Below are 18,687 nucleotides of genomic sequence, written 5' to 3'. Positions count from 1 at the left end.
CGAGTTCCCGACCGTGGCGGCGATGCGGGTGATACCGGTCGCCGGCCAGGACAGCATGTTGCTGAACCTGAGCGGTGCCCATGCGCCGGTGTTCATCCGCAACCTGGTCGTGCTCACCGACAGCGCCGGGCGCACCGGCGTCGGCGAGGTGCCTGGTGGAGAGGCGATCCGGCAGACGCTCGAACAGTCCACCCCGCTGGTCCTCGGCCAGCCGGTCAGCGACTTTGGCGCGGTGAAGCGCACGATCGAGCAGCGCTTCGGCGCACTCGATGCCGGCGGTCGCGGCCAGCAGACATTCGACCAGCGGGTCGCGATCCATGCGATGACCGCAGTCGAATCGGCGCTGCTCGACCTGCTCGGCCAGCACCTCGGCCTGCCGGTCGCGCACCTGCTGGCACAACTGGCCGACGAGCCGGCGCCGCGCACCAGGGTGCAGGTACTCGGCTACCTGTTCTACATCGGCGACCGGACGCGCAGCGACCTGCCGTACCGCGCGGGGCCTTTGTCCACCGAGACCGACGCCTGGCTTCACCTGCGTGACGAACCGGCACTGGATGCGCGCGCCGTGGTCGCGCTGGCCGAGGCCGCCCATGCCCGCTACGGCTTCGCCGACTTCAAGCTCAAGGGTGGCGTGTTGCGCGGCGAGGACGAGGTAGAGGCGGTGGTCGCGCTGCACGAACGCTTTCCGCAGGCACGCATCACGCTCGACCCGAACGGCGGCTGGCTGCTCGACGATGCGGTGCGGCTGATGCGCGACATGCACGGCGTGCTCGCCTATGCAGAGGATCCGTGCGGCGCGGAAGGCGGCTTCTCCGGGCGCGAGATCATGGCCGAGTTCCGCGCCGCGACCGGCCTGCCCACCGCGACCAACATGGTCGCCACCGACTGGCGGGAGCTGCAGCATGCGCTGACCCTGCGCGCGGTCGACATCCCGCTGGCCGACCCGCACTTCTGGACGATGCAGGGAGCGATGAAGGTCGCCTCCACCTGCCGCGATGCCGGGCTCACCTGGGGCTCGCATTCGAACAACCACTTCGACGTGTCGCTGGCCATGTTCGCGCACGTGGCTGCCGCAGCACCGGGACGGGTGACCGCGATCGACACCCACTGGATCTGGCAGGACGGACAGCGACTCACGCGCGCGCCGCTTCCGATCGTCGATGGCTTCATCGACCTGCCGACACGCCCGGGACTGGGCGTGGAAATCGACTGGGCACAGGTCGACGCAGCCCATGCGCTCTACCGCGCACAGGGCGGCGGTGCCCGCAACGATGCGATCGCGATGCAGGCGCTGATGCCAGGATGGACGTTCGACGCGAAGCGGCCGTGTATGGTGCGGTGAGGCCGGTGCTTGGGGGTCAGGTCTTGATTTTTGCACCCGAACGCCCCGCCCATTCGCCTGACATCGTCGAATTGGCTTCAGCCGAGCAGTGTCACCGCTGGGGTTAGTCCCAGACCTTTTGCCCGCCTGGCAAGCCGCCGGTCGAATGTCGCAAATTCAGTCGCCCGCGAACTGCATGACAGATGCAGGGCGTCCGCGAAATCCAGCCCATGGTCGAAAGCGTCCAGTGCCGACAGCACCAGATCGCGATCCTCGATCGTCACGTGCGGGATGCTGGCCAGTGCGCGAAGCACCCGGGAGACATCCCTTGGCGCCAGCGCGTAAAAGCCGCGCAGCACCCACTCCAGTTCGAGCATCACGGTAACGGATACAAACGACCGCTCTGAAAGGGCCGCGACGGCTGCCGGCCGCTGCAGGCGCGCTTGTGAATCGTCCGGATCGTCGACGAAGAAACGGGCCAGTACGTTGGTGTCCAGCGCCCTCATCGGCGGCCGCGTCCACCACGCGCCACCACCGAAGCCGGATCGAAATCCTCCAGCTTGCGCGGGATACCGCGAGACGGAGCCTTGACCATGCCTGCCATGCCGGTGACGTCGGCAGCCTGCACCGCGCGGACGACACGCAATTTCAAGCCGTCGGGCTCTTCAACGACTTCAAGCCGCGCACCTGCACCCATGCCGAGCCGGCGCCGCAACGCGGCGGGCAGCACGATCTGGCCTTTGGAAGAGACGAGCAAGGTGGACATGTGAGCAACAGGATGGGACAGGGCTTGATATCGTATTCTGCCTTACTGAGTAAGGCAAGGTCGGATGTACCTCTGGGGGCGCTGGGGGTCATGCGCTGGGGGTCAGGTCTTGAGTTTTGCATGTACATGCAAAACTCAAGACCTGACCCCCAGCGCACTGTCATGCACCGGCGCTAGACTGTGCCCCGGATAGTTCCGCACCGGAAGGCTCTCGATACCGCCATGAATACGATCGACGACTCCAGCCTGGCAGGCCGTGTGATGCTGGTCACCGGCGCGAACACCGGCATCGGCCGGGTGACCGCACGCGAACTCGCCCGGCGCGGCGCGCAGGTATTCCTGGCCTGCCGTTCGGAGGAACGCACCCGGCCGGTCCTCGACGAGATCCGCGCGGCCGCGCCAGGCGCACGGGCGGAGTGGCTGCCACTGGACCTCGGCGATTTCGCTTCCGTGCGCAACTGCGCGGCCCTGTTCCTGCAACGCGGCCTGCCGCTGCACGTGCTGGTCAACAACGCAGGCCTGGCCGGGGCGCGGGGGTTGACCGCATCCGGGTTCGAGGTCGCGTTCGGCGTGAACCACATGGGGCATTTCCTGCTGACGCAGTTGCTGCTGGAGCGGATACGGCAGTCCGCACCTGCGCGCATCGTCACCGTCGCCAGCCGCGCGCATCGCCACGCGCACGGGATCGACTGGCGGGCGGTGCGGGAGCCAACCTGCACGCTCACCCGCATCCGCGAGTATGCGACCTCGAAGCTGGCTAATCTGCTGTTCAGCGCCGAACTCGGCCGCCGACTGCACGGCAGCGGCGTCTCGACCTATTCGCTTCACCCGGGGGTGGTAGCGTCGGACATCTGGCGCCAGTTGCCCTGGCCGTTGCGGCCGCTGATCGCGCTGCGCGGCATTTCGAACGAGGCAGGCGCGCTGACAACATTGCATTGCGCCACCGCGTCGTCGGTGGCCGGCGAGAGCGGCCTGTACTACAGCGAGTGCCGCCCGGTGGCAACCAGCCCGGCCGGACAGGATCGCGCGCTGGCAGAGGCGCTCTGGCAGCGTAGCGAAGCCTGGTTGGGGGAGCCGCCCGCATCGGCGCAGGTCACTGGAATTTGCTAACGTCGGCGGAAGAATCGCGCGCCGGCTTGCCGGCTGCCCGCAGACTTTCACCACTGGAGATCATGATGTCCAAGCCGATCTGGGATGCCTTCCTCACCGAACGCGACCGCCAGGTGTTCGAGGCGAGCGGCTACGGCGCCCTGCAGGGCTTCGGCAAGCGGCCGGCGATCCTGGTGATCGACGTCAACTACAACTTCTGCGGCGACCGTCCGGAGCCGATCCTCGAATCGATCAAGCGCTGGCGCAATTCCTGCGGTGCAGAGGCTTGGGAGGGCGTGGCAGCGATCAAGAAGCTGATCGCCGCCGGCCGCGGCAAGGGGCTGCCCATTCTCTACACCACCGGCATACGCCGCGAAGACGACTGGGACGCCGGCTCCTGGGCGTGGAAGAACAGCCGCTCGGCGGAGCGCGTGCGCCCGACCGGCGTGCAGGCCGATGGCAACACGATCGTCCCCGAGATCGCCCCCGGCCCGGACGACCTGGTCGTCTACAAGCAGAAGCCCAGTGCCTTCCACGGCACCAACCTGCTGTCGTGGCTGATGCTGCTTGGAGCAGACAGCCTGATCGTCACCGGCACCACCACCAGCGGCTGCGTGCGCGCGACGGTGCTCGATGCGTTCTCGAACAACTTCCGCGTGTCGATCGTCGAGGAAGGCTGCTTCGACCGCGCGCAGGCGAGCCATGCGATCAACCTGTGCGACATGCATGCGAAGTACGCCGACGTGATCCGGCTGGACGAATCGCTGTCATTCATCCAGTCGCTGCCGGAAGGGTTGTTCCCGAACCTGCCGGGAGCCGGTCGCAAGGGCTGACACAGGGCGCCGCGCAACGCCCGATGGACAGCCTGCCGGCGCGCGACCGCCCCCCGCTTTGCGGCTACCCTGCCACGCCATTCTGCTGCGTCGCACCGATGCCCGCCGACCACATCGATTTCCTCGTGATGCAACCCGACTGCGAACAGCAGGTCATCCGCGACCTGCTGTTCGCAGTGATGGCGTTCAACACGCACAGCCTCAGCCCCGAGGCTGAGATGCAAGTGAGCTTTCCGCTGTTCGACGACCTGAAGGTGGCCGGGCGCGCCCGGCTCGGCGAGGCGACCACCGGCCCGGTGGTACGGGTGAACGGACCTGCACGCAAGCTCGCAGTGCTCGCCACGCGCCATGAAGTGGTTACTCACCTGCGCGCAGGTCGAGCGTGTACCTTAGAGCGCGATCAGGCAGTGATCGACGGCGGTCGGCATGAACGATTCGGCCTGATCGACCGCGCGCACGCCTCGCTGATCGCACAAGGCCCGGTGATCGCCCGTCCGCTGCCGGTGTCCGGCCAGCCGCGGCTCGCCGAAATGGCCGGCGCGCTGGGCGCGGTGGTCGAGAGCGAGGCGATCTTCGTGCAGCGTACCGAGCTGGCGGTAGCGCAATCCGGCCTGATCGATCCGCTCGGCTTTTCTTGGAGCAGTACCGTCCCGGTCAAGGGCTGACCGGATCGACGCAGGGCGAGGCGTGGACGAAGGACGCCACGAGCCGAGGCTGCAGGTGCGGCGCGAAAGCGCGGGCGGAGGTAACCTTCACTCCGCCTTGATGCCGGCCTTGCGGACCACGGTGTCCCAGCGCTGGAGTTCCACGTCGAGGAAGCGACCGAAGTCGGTCGGTGAGGACACCAGCAGATCGAGTCCCTGCTGGGTGAACCGATCGAGGAACGCCGGCGCCCGCAGGGCACGACTGGTATCCCGGCCAATCACATCGACCACCGGGCGCGGCGTGCCTGCCGGCACGACCATGCCGTACCAGGTGAGGTACTCGAATTTCGGCAGGCCGGATTCGGCCACCGTCGGCAGATCGGGCGCCAGGGGCGAGCGCTTCAGGCTGGTCACGCCCAGTACGCGCAGCTTGCCACCCTTGATGTGCGGCAGCACGCTCGCCATGTTGGTGAGCAGCATCTGCGCCTCGCCCGACAGCAGCGCGTTGGTCGCGAGGCCGGCACTCTTGTACGGCAGGTGCAGCAGTTCGATGCCACTGGCGATGCGGAAAAGCTCCGAGCCGAGATGGGTGGCGCTGCCCGCGCCGGCGGATCCATAAGCCAGACGGCCCGGCTGCGCCTTGGCCAGCGCGATCAGTTCCCGCGCCGAGGCCGCAGGCACCGATACGTGCACGGCCAGCGCGCTCGGCTGGCTCGCGAGCAGGGACACCGGCGCGAAGTCGCGCCGCACGTCGTAGGGCAGGTCCTTGTACAGCGCGGGCGAGATCGCCAGCGAGGAACTCGACACAAGCAGCGTATGGCCATCCGGCGCGGCCTTGGCCGCAATGGTGGTACCGACGACGCTGCCTGCCCCGGGCCGGTTGTCGACGACGACAGCCTGGCCCCAGGCTTCGCCCAGCGCCGCTGCGGCAATGCGCGCGACGATGTCGCTGCCGCCGCCCGGCGCCAGCGGAACGATCATGCGGACAGGACGCGCAGGAAAGGTCGCCGCCGCTGCAGCACTGCCAGACGCAGCTGCGAGCGTGACCGCCACGATCAGGTACTTCCCGCGCATTTCGTCTCTCCTGAACCCGCGCCGCAACCGGACGGCGCGAGAGCGTTTCACGAGCGTACGACAGGGAAATTTCCGTTTCGTGACAGTCGGCGGCAACGCCCGGCTCAGCCCGGCAAGCGCTCGATCGTGCGCGCCGTCGCGCCACGATGGTGCCGGGCAAATGCAGCACCGGCCTCGCCCATCACGGCTCGCGCGGCGGGGTCGCCGAATAGGCGGGTAGCTTCGCGGCCGAGCCCGGCGGCGTCCTCGACCCGGCAGGCCGCCCCGGCGGCGATCGCCTGCGCCGCGACTTCCCGGAAGTTGAAGGTGTGCGGGCCCACCAGCACCGGCCGGCCGAGCGCGCAGGGCTCGATCAGGTTCTGCCCGCCCAGCGGCAGCAGGCTGCCGCCGACGAAGGCGATGTCACTGGCCGCATAGTAGGCGGCCATCTCGCCCATGCTGTCGCCGAGCAGCACCTGAATCGAACGATCCGCGAGCGACTCGACGCCGCCCTGCGCACTGCGCCGCACGTAACGCAGCCCGGCCTGGTCGAGCAGGCGGGCGACCTCGTCGAAGCGCTGCGGATGGCGTGGCACCAGCAGCAGCAACAGCCCGGGCACCTGCATCGCGCGCAGCGCCTCGAGCACCAGCGGCTCCTCGCCCTCGCGCGTGCTCGCCGCGATCAGCACCGGGCGCCCGGCCCAGCCGGCGCGCCAGCGCTCGCCCGCCGCGACCAGCGCGGGCGACGGCAAGGCATCGAACTTGACGTTACCGGTAACCACGACCTCGGGCGCGCCGAGCGCGCGCAACCGGTCGGCGTCGGCAGCGGCCTGCGCAAACACGCCCGACAGGCCGCGCAGCGCATCGGCCGTCAGTTGCGGAAAGCGGCGGTAACGGGCGGCGGAGCGTTCCGACAGCCGGGCATTCACCAGGTACAGCGGCACACCCCGACACCGGCATGCACCGACCAGGTTCGGCCAGAGTTCGGTTTCCATGATCACGCCGACATCCGGTCGGAAGTGGTCCAGGAACCGCCGAACCGCGAACGGGAAGTCGTACGGGAGATAGACCGACCGCACGGTATCGCCGAACAGTTCATGCGCGGTCGCCCGGCCGGTGGGCGTCATGTGCGTGAGCAGGAAGCGCGCGTCGGGCCGGCGCGCACGCAGCGCCTCGATCACCGGGCGCGCGGCCTGGGTCTCACCGACCGACACCGCATGCAGCCAGTACAGGGGCCCGGAGCGTTCGAGTTGGGCTGCCCTGGCCGACGGCACAACGGCCGGCGCGGCGCGCGAACGATAGCGCCCGAACCGCTCGCCCAGGTGATCCAGGTAACCGGGCTGCCGGCGCAAACGCAGCGCGAGCCGCGCCAGCACGAGCGGCGCAGCGAGCCACAACCCGAGCGTGTACAGCCTGCGGCCGCCCGCCCTGGGGTCGGACCGTGGTGCGGCCGGGCTGGCCCCGGCGTCACGGGTCATGCGGCCTGCCCGGCGGTGACCTGCACGGCCGCGGCCAGCACCTCGTCCGGGCCGGGCACGTTCGACACGCCACCGAGGTTCAGGCCTACCGAGGCCGGATAGAGCCCGTTGCGGGCCGGGTCGGTCGCGACATAGATGCCGATGCAGCGCACTCCGACCGCCGAGGCCAGGTGCAGGAGCCCGGTGTCGACGCCGATCACCACCGCCGCCTGCGCGAGCCCGCGCGCCAGGTCGGCCAGCCCGCTGCGCGGCGGCACGCGAGCGCCGGGAATCGCCGCCGCGAGCCGTTCGGCCCGTACGCGCTCGCTGTCGGATCCCCACGGAATGACCGCCCGCAGGCCGAGACGGTCGCGCAGCGCGCAGCCGAGCGCGATCCACGCCGATTCCGGCCACAGCTTCTCGGCGCGCGCCGTCGCATGCAGCAGCACGGCGAACGGCGAACGGCCGTCCCAGTCGCCGCCGACGTCCGCGCCTGGCCCCGCGCCCGGCCGCCCCGCGGCCGCCCCACGGTCGCGCAACTGCAGGCCGTAGGACGGCGGCCCGTCGAGGGTGTACCCAGCCGCCAGCGCGACCAGTTGCCGGTTGCGCTCGAGTGCATGGAGGGTACGCGGCACCGGATACACTCGCTGGTAGAAATGGGTCGCCAGCAGTTCACGCACGCTCGAGCGATCGAACCCGGCGCTTGGGCCGGTCGCCAGGCGCGCCAGCAGCGCACTCTTCAGCAGTCCCTGGGTATCGACCACGAGGTCGTACGGATGGGCCGACAGGCGGGCGCGCATGCCGCGCCAGCCGCTCCGGCTCTCGGCTGCCCATGGCCGCGAGCGCCAGCGGCGCAGCGCGCAGGGAATGACGTCATGGACGCCCGGATGCAGCGCCGGCACCTCGGCGAACGCCTGTTCCACCAGCCAGTCGACCGTGACCCCGGGCAGCGCACGGTGCAGGTCGTCGACCACCGGCAGGTTGTGCACGACATCACCGAGCGAGGACGTCTTCACCAGCAGTACGCGGCGCAACGTCGGGCGCAGCACAGGGCGGGCGGTGGAAGACAGGGCGGACACAGGGGTGCACCGGAAGTATCGATCGGCCTAGAATATCGGCATGGGCGCAATCATGCTCGATTCCACGACTGTGGTGACCCCTGCGGTTCCCCACGACGTTCCAGCAACGGCATCCGGCACGGCTCCCACGCAATGAGGATTCTCCTGACCGGGTGTGCCGGCTTCATCGGCATGCACACTTGCGAACGCCTGATTGCCCGGGGCGATGAAGTCGTCGGTGTCGACAACCTCAACGACTATTACGACCCTGCCCTGAAGCAGGCGCGGCTCGCCCGGCTGCTCGGCCATCCGTCCTTCCGCTTCGAGCGGCTCGACATCGCCGATGCGGACGCACTCGACCAGGTCTTCGCCACGCACCGCCCGCAGCGCGTGGTGAACCTGGCCGCCCAGGCCGGCGTGCGCTATTCGCTGAAGAATCCGCAGGCCTATGTCGCCAGCAACCTGACCGGCTTCGTGAACGTGCTCGAGGCCTGCCGGCACCATGCGGTCGAGCACCTGGTCTATGCCAGCAGCTCGAGCGTCTACGGCCACAACACCGACCTGCCGTTCCGGGTCGAGCAGGACGTCGACCATCCGGTCAGCCTGTACGCGGCGACCAAGAAGTCGAACGAGCTGATGGCGCACTGCTACAGCCACCTGTTCAGGCTGCCGACCACCGGGCTGCGCTTCTTCACGGTCTATGGCCCCTGGGGCCGGCCCGACATGGCGCTGTGGCTGTTCACCCGCGCGATCCTCGACGGCAAGCCGATCGACGTGTTCAACGAGGGACGCATGCGGCGCGACTTCACCTACATCGACGACATCGTCGAGGGCGTGGTGCGCGTGATCGACCATGTCGCGACGCCCGACCCTGGCTACGACCGGCACACGCCGAACGCGGCAATGAGCGATGCGCCCTACCGGCTCTACAACATCGGCAACCAGAACCCGGTGCAGCTGCTCGATTTCATCGCGGCGATCGAGGACGCCCTCGGCCGCAAGGCGGTGCGCAACCTGCTGCCGATGCAGGCGGGCGACGTCGAGGCGACGTTCGCCGACGTGTCCGCGCTGGACAAGGCGGTGGGTTTCAGGCCGGCGACGCCCATCGAAGTCGGCGTGCGGCGGTTCGTCGAGTGGTATCGCGGCTGGAGTGCATTGACCATGGCTCGCAGTACCGTGTGATGGACACGATACTCGTCACCGGCGGCGCCGGCTTCATCGGCGCGAACTTCGTGCTCGACTGGCTTGCCCCGTCGAACCCGGATGCATGCCCGGTCGTGAATCTGGATGCCTTGACCTATGCCGGCAACCTGGCGAGCCTGGAGCCGGTCGCCAGCGACCCGCGCCACCGGTTCGTGCACGGCGACATCAACGACCGCGCGCTCATCGCACGGCTGCTGCGCGAACACCGTGTGCGCGCGATCGTGAACTTCGCTGCCGAAAGCCATGTCGACCGCTCGATCCTCGGCCCGGACGCGTTCGTGCAGACCAACATCGTCGGCACCTTCAACCTGATCGAGGCGACGCGCGATTGGCTGTCCACCCTCGACGCCACGGACCGCGCCGCGTTCCGCTTCATCCAGGTCTCGACCGACGAGGTGTTCGGCGCGCTCGAACCGGACGATCCATCGTTCAGCGAGACCACGCCGTTCTCGCCGCGCAGCCCCTATTCAGCCTCCAAGGCGTCCGCTGACCACCTGGTGCAGGCTGCCTGGCACACCTACGGGCTGCCGGCCATCATCACCCACTGCTCGAACAACTACGGCCCGCTCCAGTTCCCGGAAAAGCTGGTGCCGCTGATGATCCGTAACGCGCGGCGCTCGCACGCGGCAGGCCGGGGGAGACCTACAAGATCGGCGGCAGCCGCTCGTCTACTACCCGCTGTCCACGCTGATGCTCGCCGGCATCCGGGAGGTGCTACTGATCTCGACGCCGCAGGACACGCCGCGTTTCCAGCAGCTATTGGGCGACGGCTCGCGCTGGGGCCTGTCGCTGTCCTGCGCGGTGCAGCCCTCGCCGCGCGGCGCACTCGAGGTAGTGGCGCTAGGCCGGGGCATGGCCTGACTGGATACCGGGACGCACGACTCCTTGCTTGAGGCCAGCCAGTTCATCCAGACCATCGAGAAGCGCCAGGGGCCGAAAGTCGCCTGCCCGGAAGAGATCGCCTGGCGCAAGGGCTGGATCGACGACGCAAGCCTCGAAGCGCTGAACGGATGCGCATCGAGAAGACGAGACTCCCGGAAGTGCTGCTGCTCGAGCCGACCGCCTACGGCGATGAACGCGGCATGTTCTTCGAGAGCTTCAATGCCCGCGCGATGGCCGAAGCCGGCATCGCCCTGCCGTTCGTGCAGGACAACCACTCGATTTCGCTCGCCGGGGTGCTGCGCGGCCTGCACTACCAGTTGCAGCAGGCGCAGGGCAAGCTGGTGCGCGCAGTGGTTGGAGAATTGTTCGACGTCGCGGTCGACATCCGCCGCAGTTCGCCGCGCTTCGGGCAGTGGACCGGGCACCGGCTGTCGGCGGCCAACCGCACCATGATGTGGGTGCCGCCGGGTTTCGCGCACGGCTTCCTGGTGCTGTCGGAGCGGGCCGAGGTGCTCTACAAGACCACCGACTACCACGGCCCGCAGTTCGAGCGCTCGATCGCGTGGGACGACCCGCAGATCGGCATCGACTGGCCGATGGCCGACGTGCACCCGTCTGCCGTCTCACTGCCGGTGCTGTCGACACGCGACCTTTGCGGCCAGCCGCTTGCCGAGGCGGAGACCAATCCGTGACACGGGTGCTGCTGTTCGGGTGCAGCGGGCAGGTGGGTGGCGAGCTGGCACGGCTGTTTGGCCAGCGTACCGGCACCCTTGCCACAACCGGAGCGGGTACGCCGCCCCTGCCACAGCCGGCCTACGAACTGACCGCGCTCGACCGTACCGGCTGCGACCTGTCCGACCCCGATGCCATGCATGCGGCGATCGCCCGCGCGAAGCCGCAGGTCATCGTCAATGCCGCAGCATGGACCGCTGTCGACCGCGCGGAGGCCGAGCCGGACGCCTGCCGCAGGATCAACACCGGGGCATCGGCAGCGATGGCGGCGGCCGCACGCGACAGCGGCGCGCTGCTGGTGCACTACTCGACCGACTACGTCTTCGACGGCAGCGCTCGCCGGCCTTACCGCGAGGATGACCCGGTCGCGCCGCGCAGTGCCTATGGCCGCAGCAAGCTCGAAGGGGAGCGGGCGATCGCCGCCAGCGGCTGTGCTGCGATCGTCCTGCGCACCAGCTGGGTCTACGGGATGACCGGACAGAACTTCCTGCGCACGATGCTGCGCCTGGCCAACGAGCGCGAGGAGCTCGGGGTGGTCGACGACCAGCAGGGCAGCCCGACCTGGAGTCGCTCGCTCGCGCGGGCGACGCTGCAGTTGCTCGATGCCCATGCCAGCGAGCCGGCTGCCTGGCCCCGGCCTTTCGGGTTGTACCACGCAACCGCCAGCGGCTCGACCACCTGGTTCGGGTTCGCGTCGGCGATCTTCGAGCTCGCGCCGGGGCTCACCAGGCGACCGAGACTGCGACCGCTGACCACCGCAGACTACCCATTGCCGGCGCCGCGGCCGGCCTGGTCGGTGCTGGATTGCAGCCGCCTGCAGGCTCGATCGAACCTCAGGCTGCCCGCCTGGCGGCACGCGCTTGCCGAGTGCCTGGCGGCAGGCGAGCCAGTTGCATGAGTACATCAGGACGGGGCGGACCTGCCAAGCATGTTCAGCAGCCATCCACCACCCGATGCTCAACGAGCAGCCGGCCATACTCGGCCAACAGCAACCTGCTCAGCCGATCCGACGTGAACTGCTGTTCCACTCTCGCTCGCGCTGCGCGCGCCATGCGCATGCGGCGTTCCGGATTCCGCATCAGTTCCAGCATGGCATCGGCAAGAGCCGGCACATCCCGCACCGGGACCAGCAATCCGGTCTCCCCGTCGACAATGGTGTCGGTCATGCCGGTGATGCGGGTGCCGATGGTGGGGATGGCCAGCGCTGCGGCCTCCAGCACTACCGTCGGAAAACCCTCGCGATAACTGGGCAGGCAGAACACGGTCGCGCATGAGAGGTATTGTTCCGGCTGCGGGTCGTACGGGATACGGATCACCCCGGGCAGCGCCGCTATCCATGCCTGCTCGCTCGCGGACAGTGCGTCGACGCTGTTGTCCAGGGGTCCAACCAGCAGCAGGCGCGCGTCACGTCCGGCAGCGCGGATGCGGGTGAACGCCGCTGCCAGTTCGACCACGCCCTTGTCGCGCGTCACGCGACCGACGAATACGACGACATCTTCGGCCGCACCGATTCCCAGACGCGCACGGGTCGTGGCGGAGAGGGCAGCAGCACGCTCCGGCGAGAACCTCGACAGGTCAACGCCTGCAAGAGAGCCATCGCCGAGTACGCCGATGCTGCCGGTACGAGCGATGCCTTGGGATTCGAGGTAATCGCGCTGGGAAGGGCTGTCGCAGTAGCAGGTCGTGGACAGCCGCACGACTAATCGATCGGCCAGGCGGGCCAGCATGCGGACCGGGCCGGACAGGGTTGTCCAGACCTGCCCAGTGAATGTGTGCAACCGCACGGGCACCCCTGCGAGTCGACCGGCAATCGCGCACAGCAGGCCACCCTTCGGCGTAGTCGAGTGGACGATGCTCGGACGCACGCGCCGGATCGCTGCGTGGAGCCGCCATAACGCAAGCCAGTCACGCCATGGCGAGATCTTTCGCGGCATGTGTATACCGATCACGTCGACAGCCCCGAGTGCCGCCAGCCTTGCGAAATGCTCATCGGGACTGGCAACGAGCGTGACCGCGTACCCGGAGGCCACCATCGCTTCGATCTGGCTGCGCATGTTGTGCAAAAGGAAGGCCGGCACGGTTGCGACCAAGATGATGCGGACGCTCCCCGATCGATGCCCGACTGCGGATGCCGCGCCGGTCATGAGGCGTTGCTGGCCACGATGCCGTGGCGCGCGGCCAGGTCAGCCCAGACAGCGTGTTCCGAGGCCGAAGCCGGCTCTCCCGGGCGCAGACGAAATCGTTGCAGACCTGGCAGCGCACTCAGGCAATCGACGGCAGCCTTGCCTGCGGACACCGTGGCGCCGAGCAGACCCAACTCAGGACAACCGCGAGACGAGTGAATGCGCCATTGCGCCACACCCAGACTGCGCCGCGCAGCGAGGGACTTCCGCAGATTGAACAGGCCTTGGCGATAACCCAGCAGTACCTGCGGCAGACAGGCAAACCTGGAGTCCACGAAAGCTCGCAGCAGCAGTTCCTGATCTTCCGAACGTACCGGTTCGGGAATAGCGTAGCGGTGCAATCGGAACCACGCCGTTCGACCCATCCACGTCGGATGCGGAAGGTAGAAGCCGTTCCAGGGGCGCGCGCAGATAGCTGCATGGGTCTGTCGCCACGGAAAAAGGCCGATGACACCGCCCGCATCGTCGAACACCAGCGCCCGCGTACCGACCAGATCAATCTGCGGATTCGACTCGAGGAACGCGAGCTGGTACTTCAGACGATCAGGATAGGCGAGATCATCCGCGTCCATGCGCGCAAAATACTCTCCGCGGGCCATTGCGATCGACTCATTCAGCCGCGCCGCCAGTCCCTTGTTCGTGCCGCCCGCGACCAGCCGGACGCGGCGGTCGTCGAAGGCACCCGCATGCTGAAGTGTACAGTCGGTGGATCCGTCGTCGATCAGAAGAAGCTCGAAATCCGGCATCGTCTGGGCAAGAATCGATCCGATCGCACTGCGAATCGTGCGTTGCGCATTGAACATCGGGAGCGCGACGGTGACTCGGGGACGGGGGGCAGTCATCACATCTTCGAAAGGGCGCCAGTGAACTCCGGCGGTGCTTCTGAATCGCCGCAGCCTCGGGGCCGGAGGGGAAGGCTAGAGCCTCTGCATGGTAACCTTTAACCTCATGAAGAAGCGAGACGGGTGCTCTCTTGGCGTCACCAAAGTACAGCGTCCTTGTCACTGGCGGCGCGGGTTACATCGGCTCCCACTGCGTCCGGCGTTTGCTTGATCGCGAGTACCGCGTGGTGGTGGTCGATGACTTCCGCACGGGCAACCGCTGGGCACTTCCCGAGGGTGTGCCGCTGGTCGAATGCGATGTCGGCAATGAAGACCTCGTGCGCCAGGCGATCAGGACTCACGGTGTCGGGTCGGTACTGCACTTTGCCGCTCACACCGTGGTCCCCGAATCGATTGTTGATCCGCTCAAGTACTACGGCAACAATGCCTGTTCCACGCGCAGCCTGATCGCATCGTGTCGACAGGAAGGCGTCAACCGCTTCGTGTTCTCGTCCACCGCTGCAGTCTACGGCGCGCCATCCGATGCAACGGTCAGCGAAAGCACCGCGCCGGCACCGATCAATCCATACGGCTGCTCCAAGCTCGTCACGGAATGGATGCTTCGCGACGTGGCGCAAAGCAGCCGTCTGTCGCTCGACGCGGGACTAGGCGGCGAGCTGTTCCGGCCGATCATCCTGCGCTACTTCAACGTCGCCGGTGCGCGCGAAGATGGCAAACTCGGACAAAGCACGCCGAACGCAACCCATCTGATCAAGATCGCCGCACAGGCGGCGTGCGGGGCGAGATCAAGCGTTTCCATCCTCGGCACCGACTACGACACGCCCGACGGCACATGCATACGCGACTACATCCATGTCGAGGATCTGGCCGACGCGCATCTGGCGGCACTCGATCACCTCGAGCGCGGCGGCGGCGGCTGCACCTACAACTGCGGTTATGGCCGTGGCTACAGCGTGCGCGAGGTGCTCGACACCATGCGCCGGGTGAGCGGCGTGCAGTTTGCGATACGTGAGGAAGGACGACGCGCCGGCGACCCGCCGGCGCTGATCGCCGATGCCTCCGCGATCCGCCGCGAACTCGGCTGGAAGCCGACCCGGGACGACCTCGATCTCATCTGCACCACAGCTTGGCGCTGGGAGCAACAGTTCCTGCGACGGGACCACTGACGTAATGGTCAGCCCCACGGACAAGGGTGTCGAGGCACGGAAACTCCAAGTGTTCGAGACCGGGCGTCCGGACGCGCACTTCTGGCGCGATCTCTGGCGCTACCGAGACCTGTCCCGTTTCTTGGCCTGGCGCGACGTGTCTGCGCTCGACAAGCAGGCAACCGGCGGCATCGAGTGTGTGGTGCTGCGCCCATAGATCATTCCAAGGAACGCTTCTGTTGAAGAACCTCATAAAGGCCCTCGTACCCGACGTGCTGATTGCCGCCTGGCGCAGACAGACGCGTTCTCAAATGAAGAACAAGAGGGTTGCCTATGAAAAGTGGGGGCAAGACCTTTATCGCGCTCCATGCCCGATGTTTGTCAAGCGCGCGGTAATTCTCAGGCACGGCAACCCGAACGCCACCTGGATCGAGAGCGGGACTTATCTCGGTGAAACTACTGAACTGCTTTCAAGGACCGCGCGACTGGTTCTCAGTATCGAACCGGAGCCCACGCTGTACTCCGACGCTGTCAAGAAGTTCGCCGGAACAGCCAACGTAGAAATTGTCAACGGCGCAAGTGAACATGTGCTACCGACGCTTCTACAGAGAGTAACCGGTGACGTGAATTTCTGGTTGGACGGACATGATTCTGCTGGCACCACGTTCAAAGGAAACAAATCAACGCCGATCATCGAGGAATTGACGGCGATCGGCAATTCGGCTCCACGATTTGGCAGGGTCGTAGTTCTGGTCGACGATATACGCCTGTTCAGCTCCCATGATGCAGGGCATGCCGAGTATCCGAGCCTGGATTTCCTGGTTGATTGGGCGAGAACGAACGGGCTGACCTGGAGCATCGAGCACGATATTTTCATCGCGAAAAGAGAGCCAGCGAACTCGGCGACTTGATCGATCGAGATGCCGGAGTCATATGCCCATCAGTGAAACAAGGTGGCTTCCAGACCATTCCCGACGTGCTCGCCGAGGCAGCCGCCATTCCATTGATGGTGTTTCGGCGGTATTTTCGGGGCGTCCCGTTGGAAGCATTGAATGCTCTGAGTTAGCGCTCCGGCTTGCTCCGTGACTCGACGCAAATCGTTGTCGTCGTTTCTCGACCAGCCCCGTCGGCTGTTCGCTTCACTGACGGCACGCAATGCGGCCTCGAGTTTTTTCGCGCTTGCCTGGCTCAACCTCCTCTCCTTTCTCAGTATTCCGATTTACATCAAGCTTTTGGGAGTGGCTGACTGGGGCTTGGTGGCTGCGTGTGCCAGCCTGCAGATCGTGGCGAATTTTGTTGACGCAGGCCTTAGTCAGCTAGTGCCGCGGTTGGTTGCTCAAGAAGCACATCGTCCTTCAAGGCTCCGCGAGTGCATATTCTTGTTGCAGCGGGTGTATGTCGGCCTCGGCCTGTTCATCTTCATCCTGCTTCAAGCCTCTGCCGCCTATCTCGCGCAAGACTGGTTTCAGGTATCCAACGAACGAACCGGCGCACTTGAGTTGGCTATTCGCATAGTCAGCTTTCAGTTTCTGTTTCAGTTCGTCAACAGTTTGCACACGGGTTTGTGGCACGGCCTGCAGCGGCAAGTACTTGCCAACGGGAGAGCGTGCGGATTCGGAACGATCAAGCACGCCACCGCACTGATTGCAATGATGGTCGGCTCACCTCAGGCATGGGTGTACGCGCTGGCCTTTGCAAGCGTTGCGCTGCTGGAGATGACCGTCAATGCCCTGACCGTTCGCCAAATGTTTCGGCGTGCCGGCACCGATCACGAGGAATCCGGTATTGCGCTTCGCCCAATACTCAAGAAGCTGGCAACGCTCTCCAGTGGCGTCCTGGTAGGCCTGCTGGTCATTCAACTCGATCGCGTCATCCTCAGCCGAACCGTTGATGTCGAGGATTTTGGCGTCTACATGGTGGTGCTCACCCTCGCCCTCGCCTTCCTGCAATTGCAGGCGCCGGTGACCCGTGCCTACTTCCCTGTTTTGGTGAACGACCTCCAGACCTCTGGCAGGATTTCCGTGATCCACATGAGAAGGTTATTCATTGGAACGGTGCTGAGTGCAACTCTGCCGGCGCTGACTACATGCGCGCTTGCCCCACAAGTTCTAGCCCTCTGGCTAGACAACGCGACGATCGTGAGCGTGGGCACAGGCCCTCTTCGACTCCTGTTGCTAGCCGTCGCAATCAACAGCATTTACGCCTGCATCTACCAAGTCATCCTTGCTAAAGGTCAAGCAGCGCTCATATTGAAGATCAATACAAGCGCGTTACTTGCTGCCGTGTTGGTGGTTGTCGTCCAGCAATCATCATCGGGGATTTTGCTGGGAGGGTTCATCTGGTTGTCGATCACGTTGACCCAACTGACACTTGGACTCGCCTGGCTGTTCAGCCAGAGCAAGAAGGGCAACCCGAACCTTGACCGAAAGTAAGTGGTGCCCCCTCATCCAGTCCTTTCTTGAAACCATGCAAGGGCGGACGACGGCGGCCGTTGACCGCGATGACGCTTACGAGGACGAAGTGGATTCGGCTATCGCAGCCGCCTTTGTCGCTTCAACCAGATAGCCTACCGTGAACTCCTCGACAAAATATTTGTCGTCCAATGCGGACAGGACCCGGGGCATCCAATTCATGAGCACGTCAAGGATGGCTTTGTCGGATCCGTCGACATCACCTGCAGAGATAACCCTGCCCACTCGATGACATTCCTGGGCGACATGCCGAAGCAAGCCGCCAAGCGGCTTTATCTCAGTTACGGTCATGCCGAAACGTGACAAGTATTCCCTGTAGAAGAAGGGAGTGAACCCGCCGTAATAGTGATGCGGCTGTTGATGGAGCCCGCAGCCCAGCGGCGCGGACAACAGGAGCTTGCCCCCCGGACGCAATACCCGCGTCAATTCGCGAAGGGTCGCAATGGGATCTTGAACATGTTCCAGAACTTCAGTGCACAAGACAACATCAAAGCTCGCGTCGGGGACTGGAATGGCAGTGATGTCGCAGACGTAATCAATACGTCCGTAGTTCCATTGTTCTACCTGCACTCCTTCCGTCGTTCCCTTGTAGGCGACGAAGTCCTGCGTTTTGTATTTGGTGTGTGCAAAGTGTTTCTTGTACTGGCACTCGCCCGCTCCTGCATCCAGAACGCTGGCGCCAGGGCTGATCTGCGCCGCGTTGCGGATAACCCATTCGTCGCGCCAGGTAGACGAGAAATTTATGATTGCGGAGACGTTGCCCTCGATTCTTCGCGCATCCAGGTTCTCGATCAAGACTGCGCTCGAACTCGAAGCGGTTAGCAAGCTCGTGATCGACGCCGCGTTCCGCCGTGAGCGTGAGAAAACCCGTGCGAGTACGCCGGCCATGACGGCGTCGTCCACACGCGCCTTATGGACCAACCACCCCAAAAGACTTCCGAAGGCATCGAGAAATGTCGATACACAACGAGCCTTGAGCTTCTTCATGCGCGCATTCACCGCGTAATC

Annotated in this window: 20 protein-coding genes; 12 read left to right on the top strand and 8 right to left on the bottom strand. The window is 65.8% G+C overall.

The window, feature by feature from the left end; genetic code table 11:
• Nucleotides 1-22 precede the first annotated feature (22 nt).
• The gene (gudD, locus tag ING98_05830) at nt 23-1,342 is read left to right on the top strand and encodes a glucarate dehydratase (protein ID MCA3101373.1); all 1,320 of its coding nucleotides are present in this window, start codon (nt 23-25) and stop codon (nt 1,340-1,342) included.
• Nucleotides 1,343-1,419: 77 nt separating this feature from the next.
• On the opposite strand, the gene ING98_05825 is transcribed toward gudD, so the two are convergent.
• On the bottom strand, nt 1,420-1,827 hold the full coding sequence (locus ING98_05825; GenBank protein MCA3101372.1) for a type II toxin-antitoxin system VapC family toxin: 408 nt from the start codon (nt 1,825-1,827) through the stop codon (nt 1,420-1,422).
• Entirely contained in the window at nt 1,824-2,087 is a 264-nt protein-coding gene (locus ING98_05820) for an AbrB/MazE/SpoVT family DNA-binding domain-containing protein (protein MCA3101371.1), read from the bottom strand. The genes ING98_05825 and ING98_05820 overlap by 4 nt, the downstream gene beginning before the upstream one ends.
• Before the next feature lie 222 nt (nt 2,088-2,309).
• Here ING98_05820 and ING98_05815 point away from each other — a divergent pair, with 222 nt between their 5' ends.
• The 3 genes from ING98_05815 to ING98_05805 all read left to right on the top strand — a co-directional run bounded on the left by ING98_05815 (nt 2,310) and on the right by ING98_05805 (nt 4,674).
• Entirely contained in the window at nt 2,310-3,197 is an 888-nt protein-coding gene (locus tag ING98_05815; protein MCA3101370.1) for an SDR family oxidoreductase, read from the top strand.
• A 65-nt stretch (nt 3,198-3,262) separates the two neighbouring features.
• Nucleotides 3,263-4,009 (top strand): isochorismatase family protein, encoded by a 747-nt coding sequence (locus ING98_05810; protein MCA3101369.1) that lies wholly within the window; start codon nt 3,263-3,265, stop codon nt 4,007-4,009.
• Between the two features lie 23 nt (nt 4,010-4,032).
• The gene (locus ING98_05805; protein ID MCA3101368.1) at nt 4,033-4,674 is read left to right on the top strand and encodes a hypothetical protein; all 642 of its coding nucleotides are present in this window, start codon (nt 4,033-4,035) and stop codon (nt 4,672-4,674) included.
• An 87-nt stretch (nt 4,675-4,761) separates the two neighbouring features.
• Here ING98_05805 and ING98_05800 read toward each other — a convergent pair whose 3' ends face one another.
• The 3 genes from ING98_05800 to waaC form a co-directional block, all read right to left on the bottom strand.
• Nucleotides 4,762-5,727 (bottom strand): tripartite tricarboxylate transporter substrate binding protein, encoded by a 966-nt coding sequence (locus ING98_05800; protein MCA3101367.1) that lies wholly within the window; start codon nt 5,725-5,727, stop codon nt 4,762-4,764.
• A 104-nt stretch (nt 5,728-5,831) separates the two neighbouring features.
• Nucleotides 5,832-7,184 carry a lipid IV(A) 3-deoxy-D-manno-octulosonic acid transferase gene (waaA, locus tag ING98_05795; protein ID MCA3101366.1) on the bottom strand — a complete coding sequence of 451 codons (1,353 nt, stop codon included), beginning with the start codon at nt 7,182-7,184 and terminating at the stop codon, nt 5,832-5,834.
• Nucleotides 7,181-8,197, bottom strand: coding sequence for a lipopolysaccharide heptosyltransferase I (gene waaC / locus ING98_05790; GenBank protein MCA3101365.1), 1,017 nt, complete (start codon nt 8,195-8,197; stop codon nt 7,181-7,183). The genes waaA and waaC overlap by 4 nt, the downstream gene beginning before the upstream one ends.
• 177 nt (nt 8,198-8,374) lie before the next feature.
• Here waaC and ING98_05785 point away from each other — a divergent pair, with 177 nt between their 5' ends.
• The 4 genes from ING98_05785 (at nt 8,375) to rfbD (ending at nt 11,936) form a co-directional block, all read left to right on the top strand.
• Nucleotides 8,375-9,403, top strand: coding sequence for an NAD-dependent epimerase (locus ING98_05785; GenBank protein ID MCA3101364.1), 1,029 nt, complete (start codon nt 8,375-8,377; stop codon nt 9,401-9,403).
• Nucleotides 9,403-10,317 carry a GDP-mannose 4,6-dehydratase gene (locus ING98_05780; protein MCA3101363.1) on the top strand — a complete coding sequence of 305 codons (915 nt, stop codon included), beginning with the start codon at nt 9,403-9,405 and terminating at the stop codon, nt 10,315-10,317. The genes ING98_05785 and ING98_05780 overlap by 1 nt, the downstream gene beginning before the upstream one ends.
• 117 nt (nt 10,318-10,434) lie before the next feature.
• The gene (gene rfbC / locus ING98_05775; protein MCA3101362.1) at nt 10,435-10,998 is read left to right on the top strand and encodes a dTDP-4-dehydrorhamnose 3,5-epimerase; all 564 of its coding nucleotides are present in this window, start codon (nt 10,435-10,437) and stop codon (nt 10,996-10,998) included.
• Nucleotides 10,995-11,936 (top strand): dTDP-4-dehydrorhamnose reductase, encoded by a 942-nt coding sequence (rfbD, locus tag ING98_05770; GenBank protein ID MCA3101361.1) that lies wholly within the window; start codon nt 10,995-10,997, stop codon nt 11,934-11,936. Before rfbC ends, rfbD begins: the two co-directional genes overlap by 4 nt.
• Before the next feature lie 34 nt (nt 11,937-11,970).
• Here rfbD and ING98_05765 read toward each other — a convergent pair whose 3' ends face one another.
• Together ING98_05765 and ING98_05760 are read right to left on the bottom strand one after the other, a co-directional pair.
• Nucleotides 11,971-13,128 carry a glycosyltransferase gene (locus ING98_05765; protein MCA3101360.1) on the bottom strand — a complete coding sequence of 386 codons (1,158 nt, stop codon included), beginning with the start codon at nt 13,126-13,128 and terminating at the stop codon, nt 11,971-11,973.
• A 50-nt stretch (nt 13,129-13,178) separates the two neighbouring features.
• Nucleotides 13,179-14,024, bottom strand: coding sequence for a glycosyltransferase family 2 protein (locus tag ING98_05760; protein ID MCA3101359.1), 846 nt, complete (start codon nt 14,022-14,024; stop codon nt 13,179-13,181).
• Nucleotides 14,025-14,194: 170 nt separating this feature from the next.
• Between ING98_05760 and galE the strand changes: the two genes are divergently transcribed.
• The 4 genes from galE to ING98_05740 all read left to right on the top strand — a co-directional run bounded on the left by galE (nt 14,195) and on the right by ING98_05740 (nt 17,640).
• A complete protein-coding gene (gene galE / locus ING98_05755) occupies nt 14,195-15,229 on the top strand; it encodes a UDP-glucose 4-epimerase GalE (GenBank protein ID MCA3101358.1) in 1,035 nt (344 codons plus the stop codon).
• A 49-nt stretch (nt 15,230-15,278) separates the two neighbouring features.
• Nucleotides 15,279-15,425, top strand: coding sequence for a hypothetical protein (locus ING98_05750; protein MCA3101357.1), 147 nt, complete (start codon nt 15,279-15,281; stop codon nt 15,423-15,425).
• 22 nt (nt 15,426-15,447) lie between these two features.
• A complete protein-coding gene (locus tag ING98_05745) occupies nt 15,448-16,119 on the top strand; it encodes a hypothetical protein (GenBank protein MCA3101356.1) in 672 nt (223 codons plus the stop codon).
• 171 nt (nt 16,120-16,290) lie between these two features.
• Entirely contained in the window at nt 16,291-17,640 is a 1,350-nt protein-coding gene (locus tag ING98_05740; protein MCA3101355.1) for a hypothetical protein, read from the top strand.
• Nucleotides 17,641-17,715: 75 nt separating this feature from the next.
• On the opposite strand, the gene ING98_05735 is transcribed toward ING98_05740, so the two are convergent.
• Nucleotides 17,716-18,567, bottom strand: coding sequence for a class I SAM-dependent methyltransferase (locus ING98_05735; GenBank protein MCA3101354.1), 852 nt, complete (start codon nt 18,565-18,567; stop codon nt 17,716-17,718).
• Between the last annotated feature and the right edge of the window lie 120 nt (nt 18,568-18,687).

The organism is Rhodocyclaceae bacterium (genome assembly GCA_020248265.1).
In the GTDB taxonomy this organism is placed as follows: domain Bacteria; phylum Pseudomonadota; class Gammaproteobacteria; order Burkholderiales; family CAIKXV01; genus CAIKXV01.
This window is presented reverse-complemented; position numbering and strand designations above follow the sequence as displayed.

Bases quoted from the DNA above. Each gene is read 5' to 3' on its own strand.
- gudD (MCA3101373.1), top strand. From the start codon at position 23: ATGCGGGTGATACCGGTCGCCGGCCAGGACAGCATGTTGCTGAACCTG.
- ING98_05825 (MCA3101372.1), bottom strand. From the start codon at position 1,827: ATGAGGGCGCTGGACACCAACGTACTGGCCCGTTTCTTCGTCGACGAT.
- ING98_05820 (MCA3101371.1), bottom strand. From the start codon at position 2,087: ATGTCCACCTTGCTCGTCTCTTCCAAAGGCCAGATCGTGCTGCCCGCC.
- ING98_05815 (MCA3101370.1), top strand. From the start codon at position 2,310: ATGAATACGATCGACGACTCCAGCCTGGCAGGCCGTGTGATGCTGGTC.
- ING98_05810 (MCA3101369.1), top strand. From the start codon at position 3,263: ATGTCCAAGCCGATCTGGGATGCCTTCCTCACCGAACGCGACCGCCAG.
- ING98_05805 (MCA3101368.1), top strand. From the start codon at position 4,033: ATGGACAGCCTGCCGGCGCGCGACCGCCCCCCGCTTTGCGGCTACCCT.
- ING98_05800 (MCA3101367.1), bottom strand. From the start codon at position 5,727: ATGCGCGGGAAGTACCTGATCGTGGCGGTCACGCTCGCAGCTGCGTCT.
- waaA (MCA3101366.1), bottom strand. From the start codon at position 7,184: ATGACCCGTGACGCCGGGGCCAGCCCGGCCGCACCACGGTCCGACCCC.
- ING98_05785 (MCA3101364.1), top strand. From the start codon at position 8,375: ATGAGGATTCTCCTGACCGGGTGTGCCGGCTTCATCGGCATGCACACT.
- ING98_05780 (MCA3101363.1), top strand. From the start codon at position 9,403: ATGGACACGATACTCGTCACCGGCGGCGCCGGCTTCATCGGCGCGAAC.
- rfbC (MCA3101362.1), top strand. From the start codon at position 10,435: ATGCGCATCGAGAAGACGAGACTCCCGGAAGTGCTGCTGCTCGAGCCG.
- ING98_05760 (MCA3101359.1), bottom strand. From the start codon at position 14,024: ATGTTCAATGCGCAACGCACGATTCGCAGTGCGATCGGATCGATTCTT.
- ING98_05735 (MCA3101354.1), bottom strand. From the start codon at position 18,567: ATGGCCGGCGTACTCGCACGGGTTTTCTCACGCTCACGGCGGAACGCG.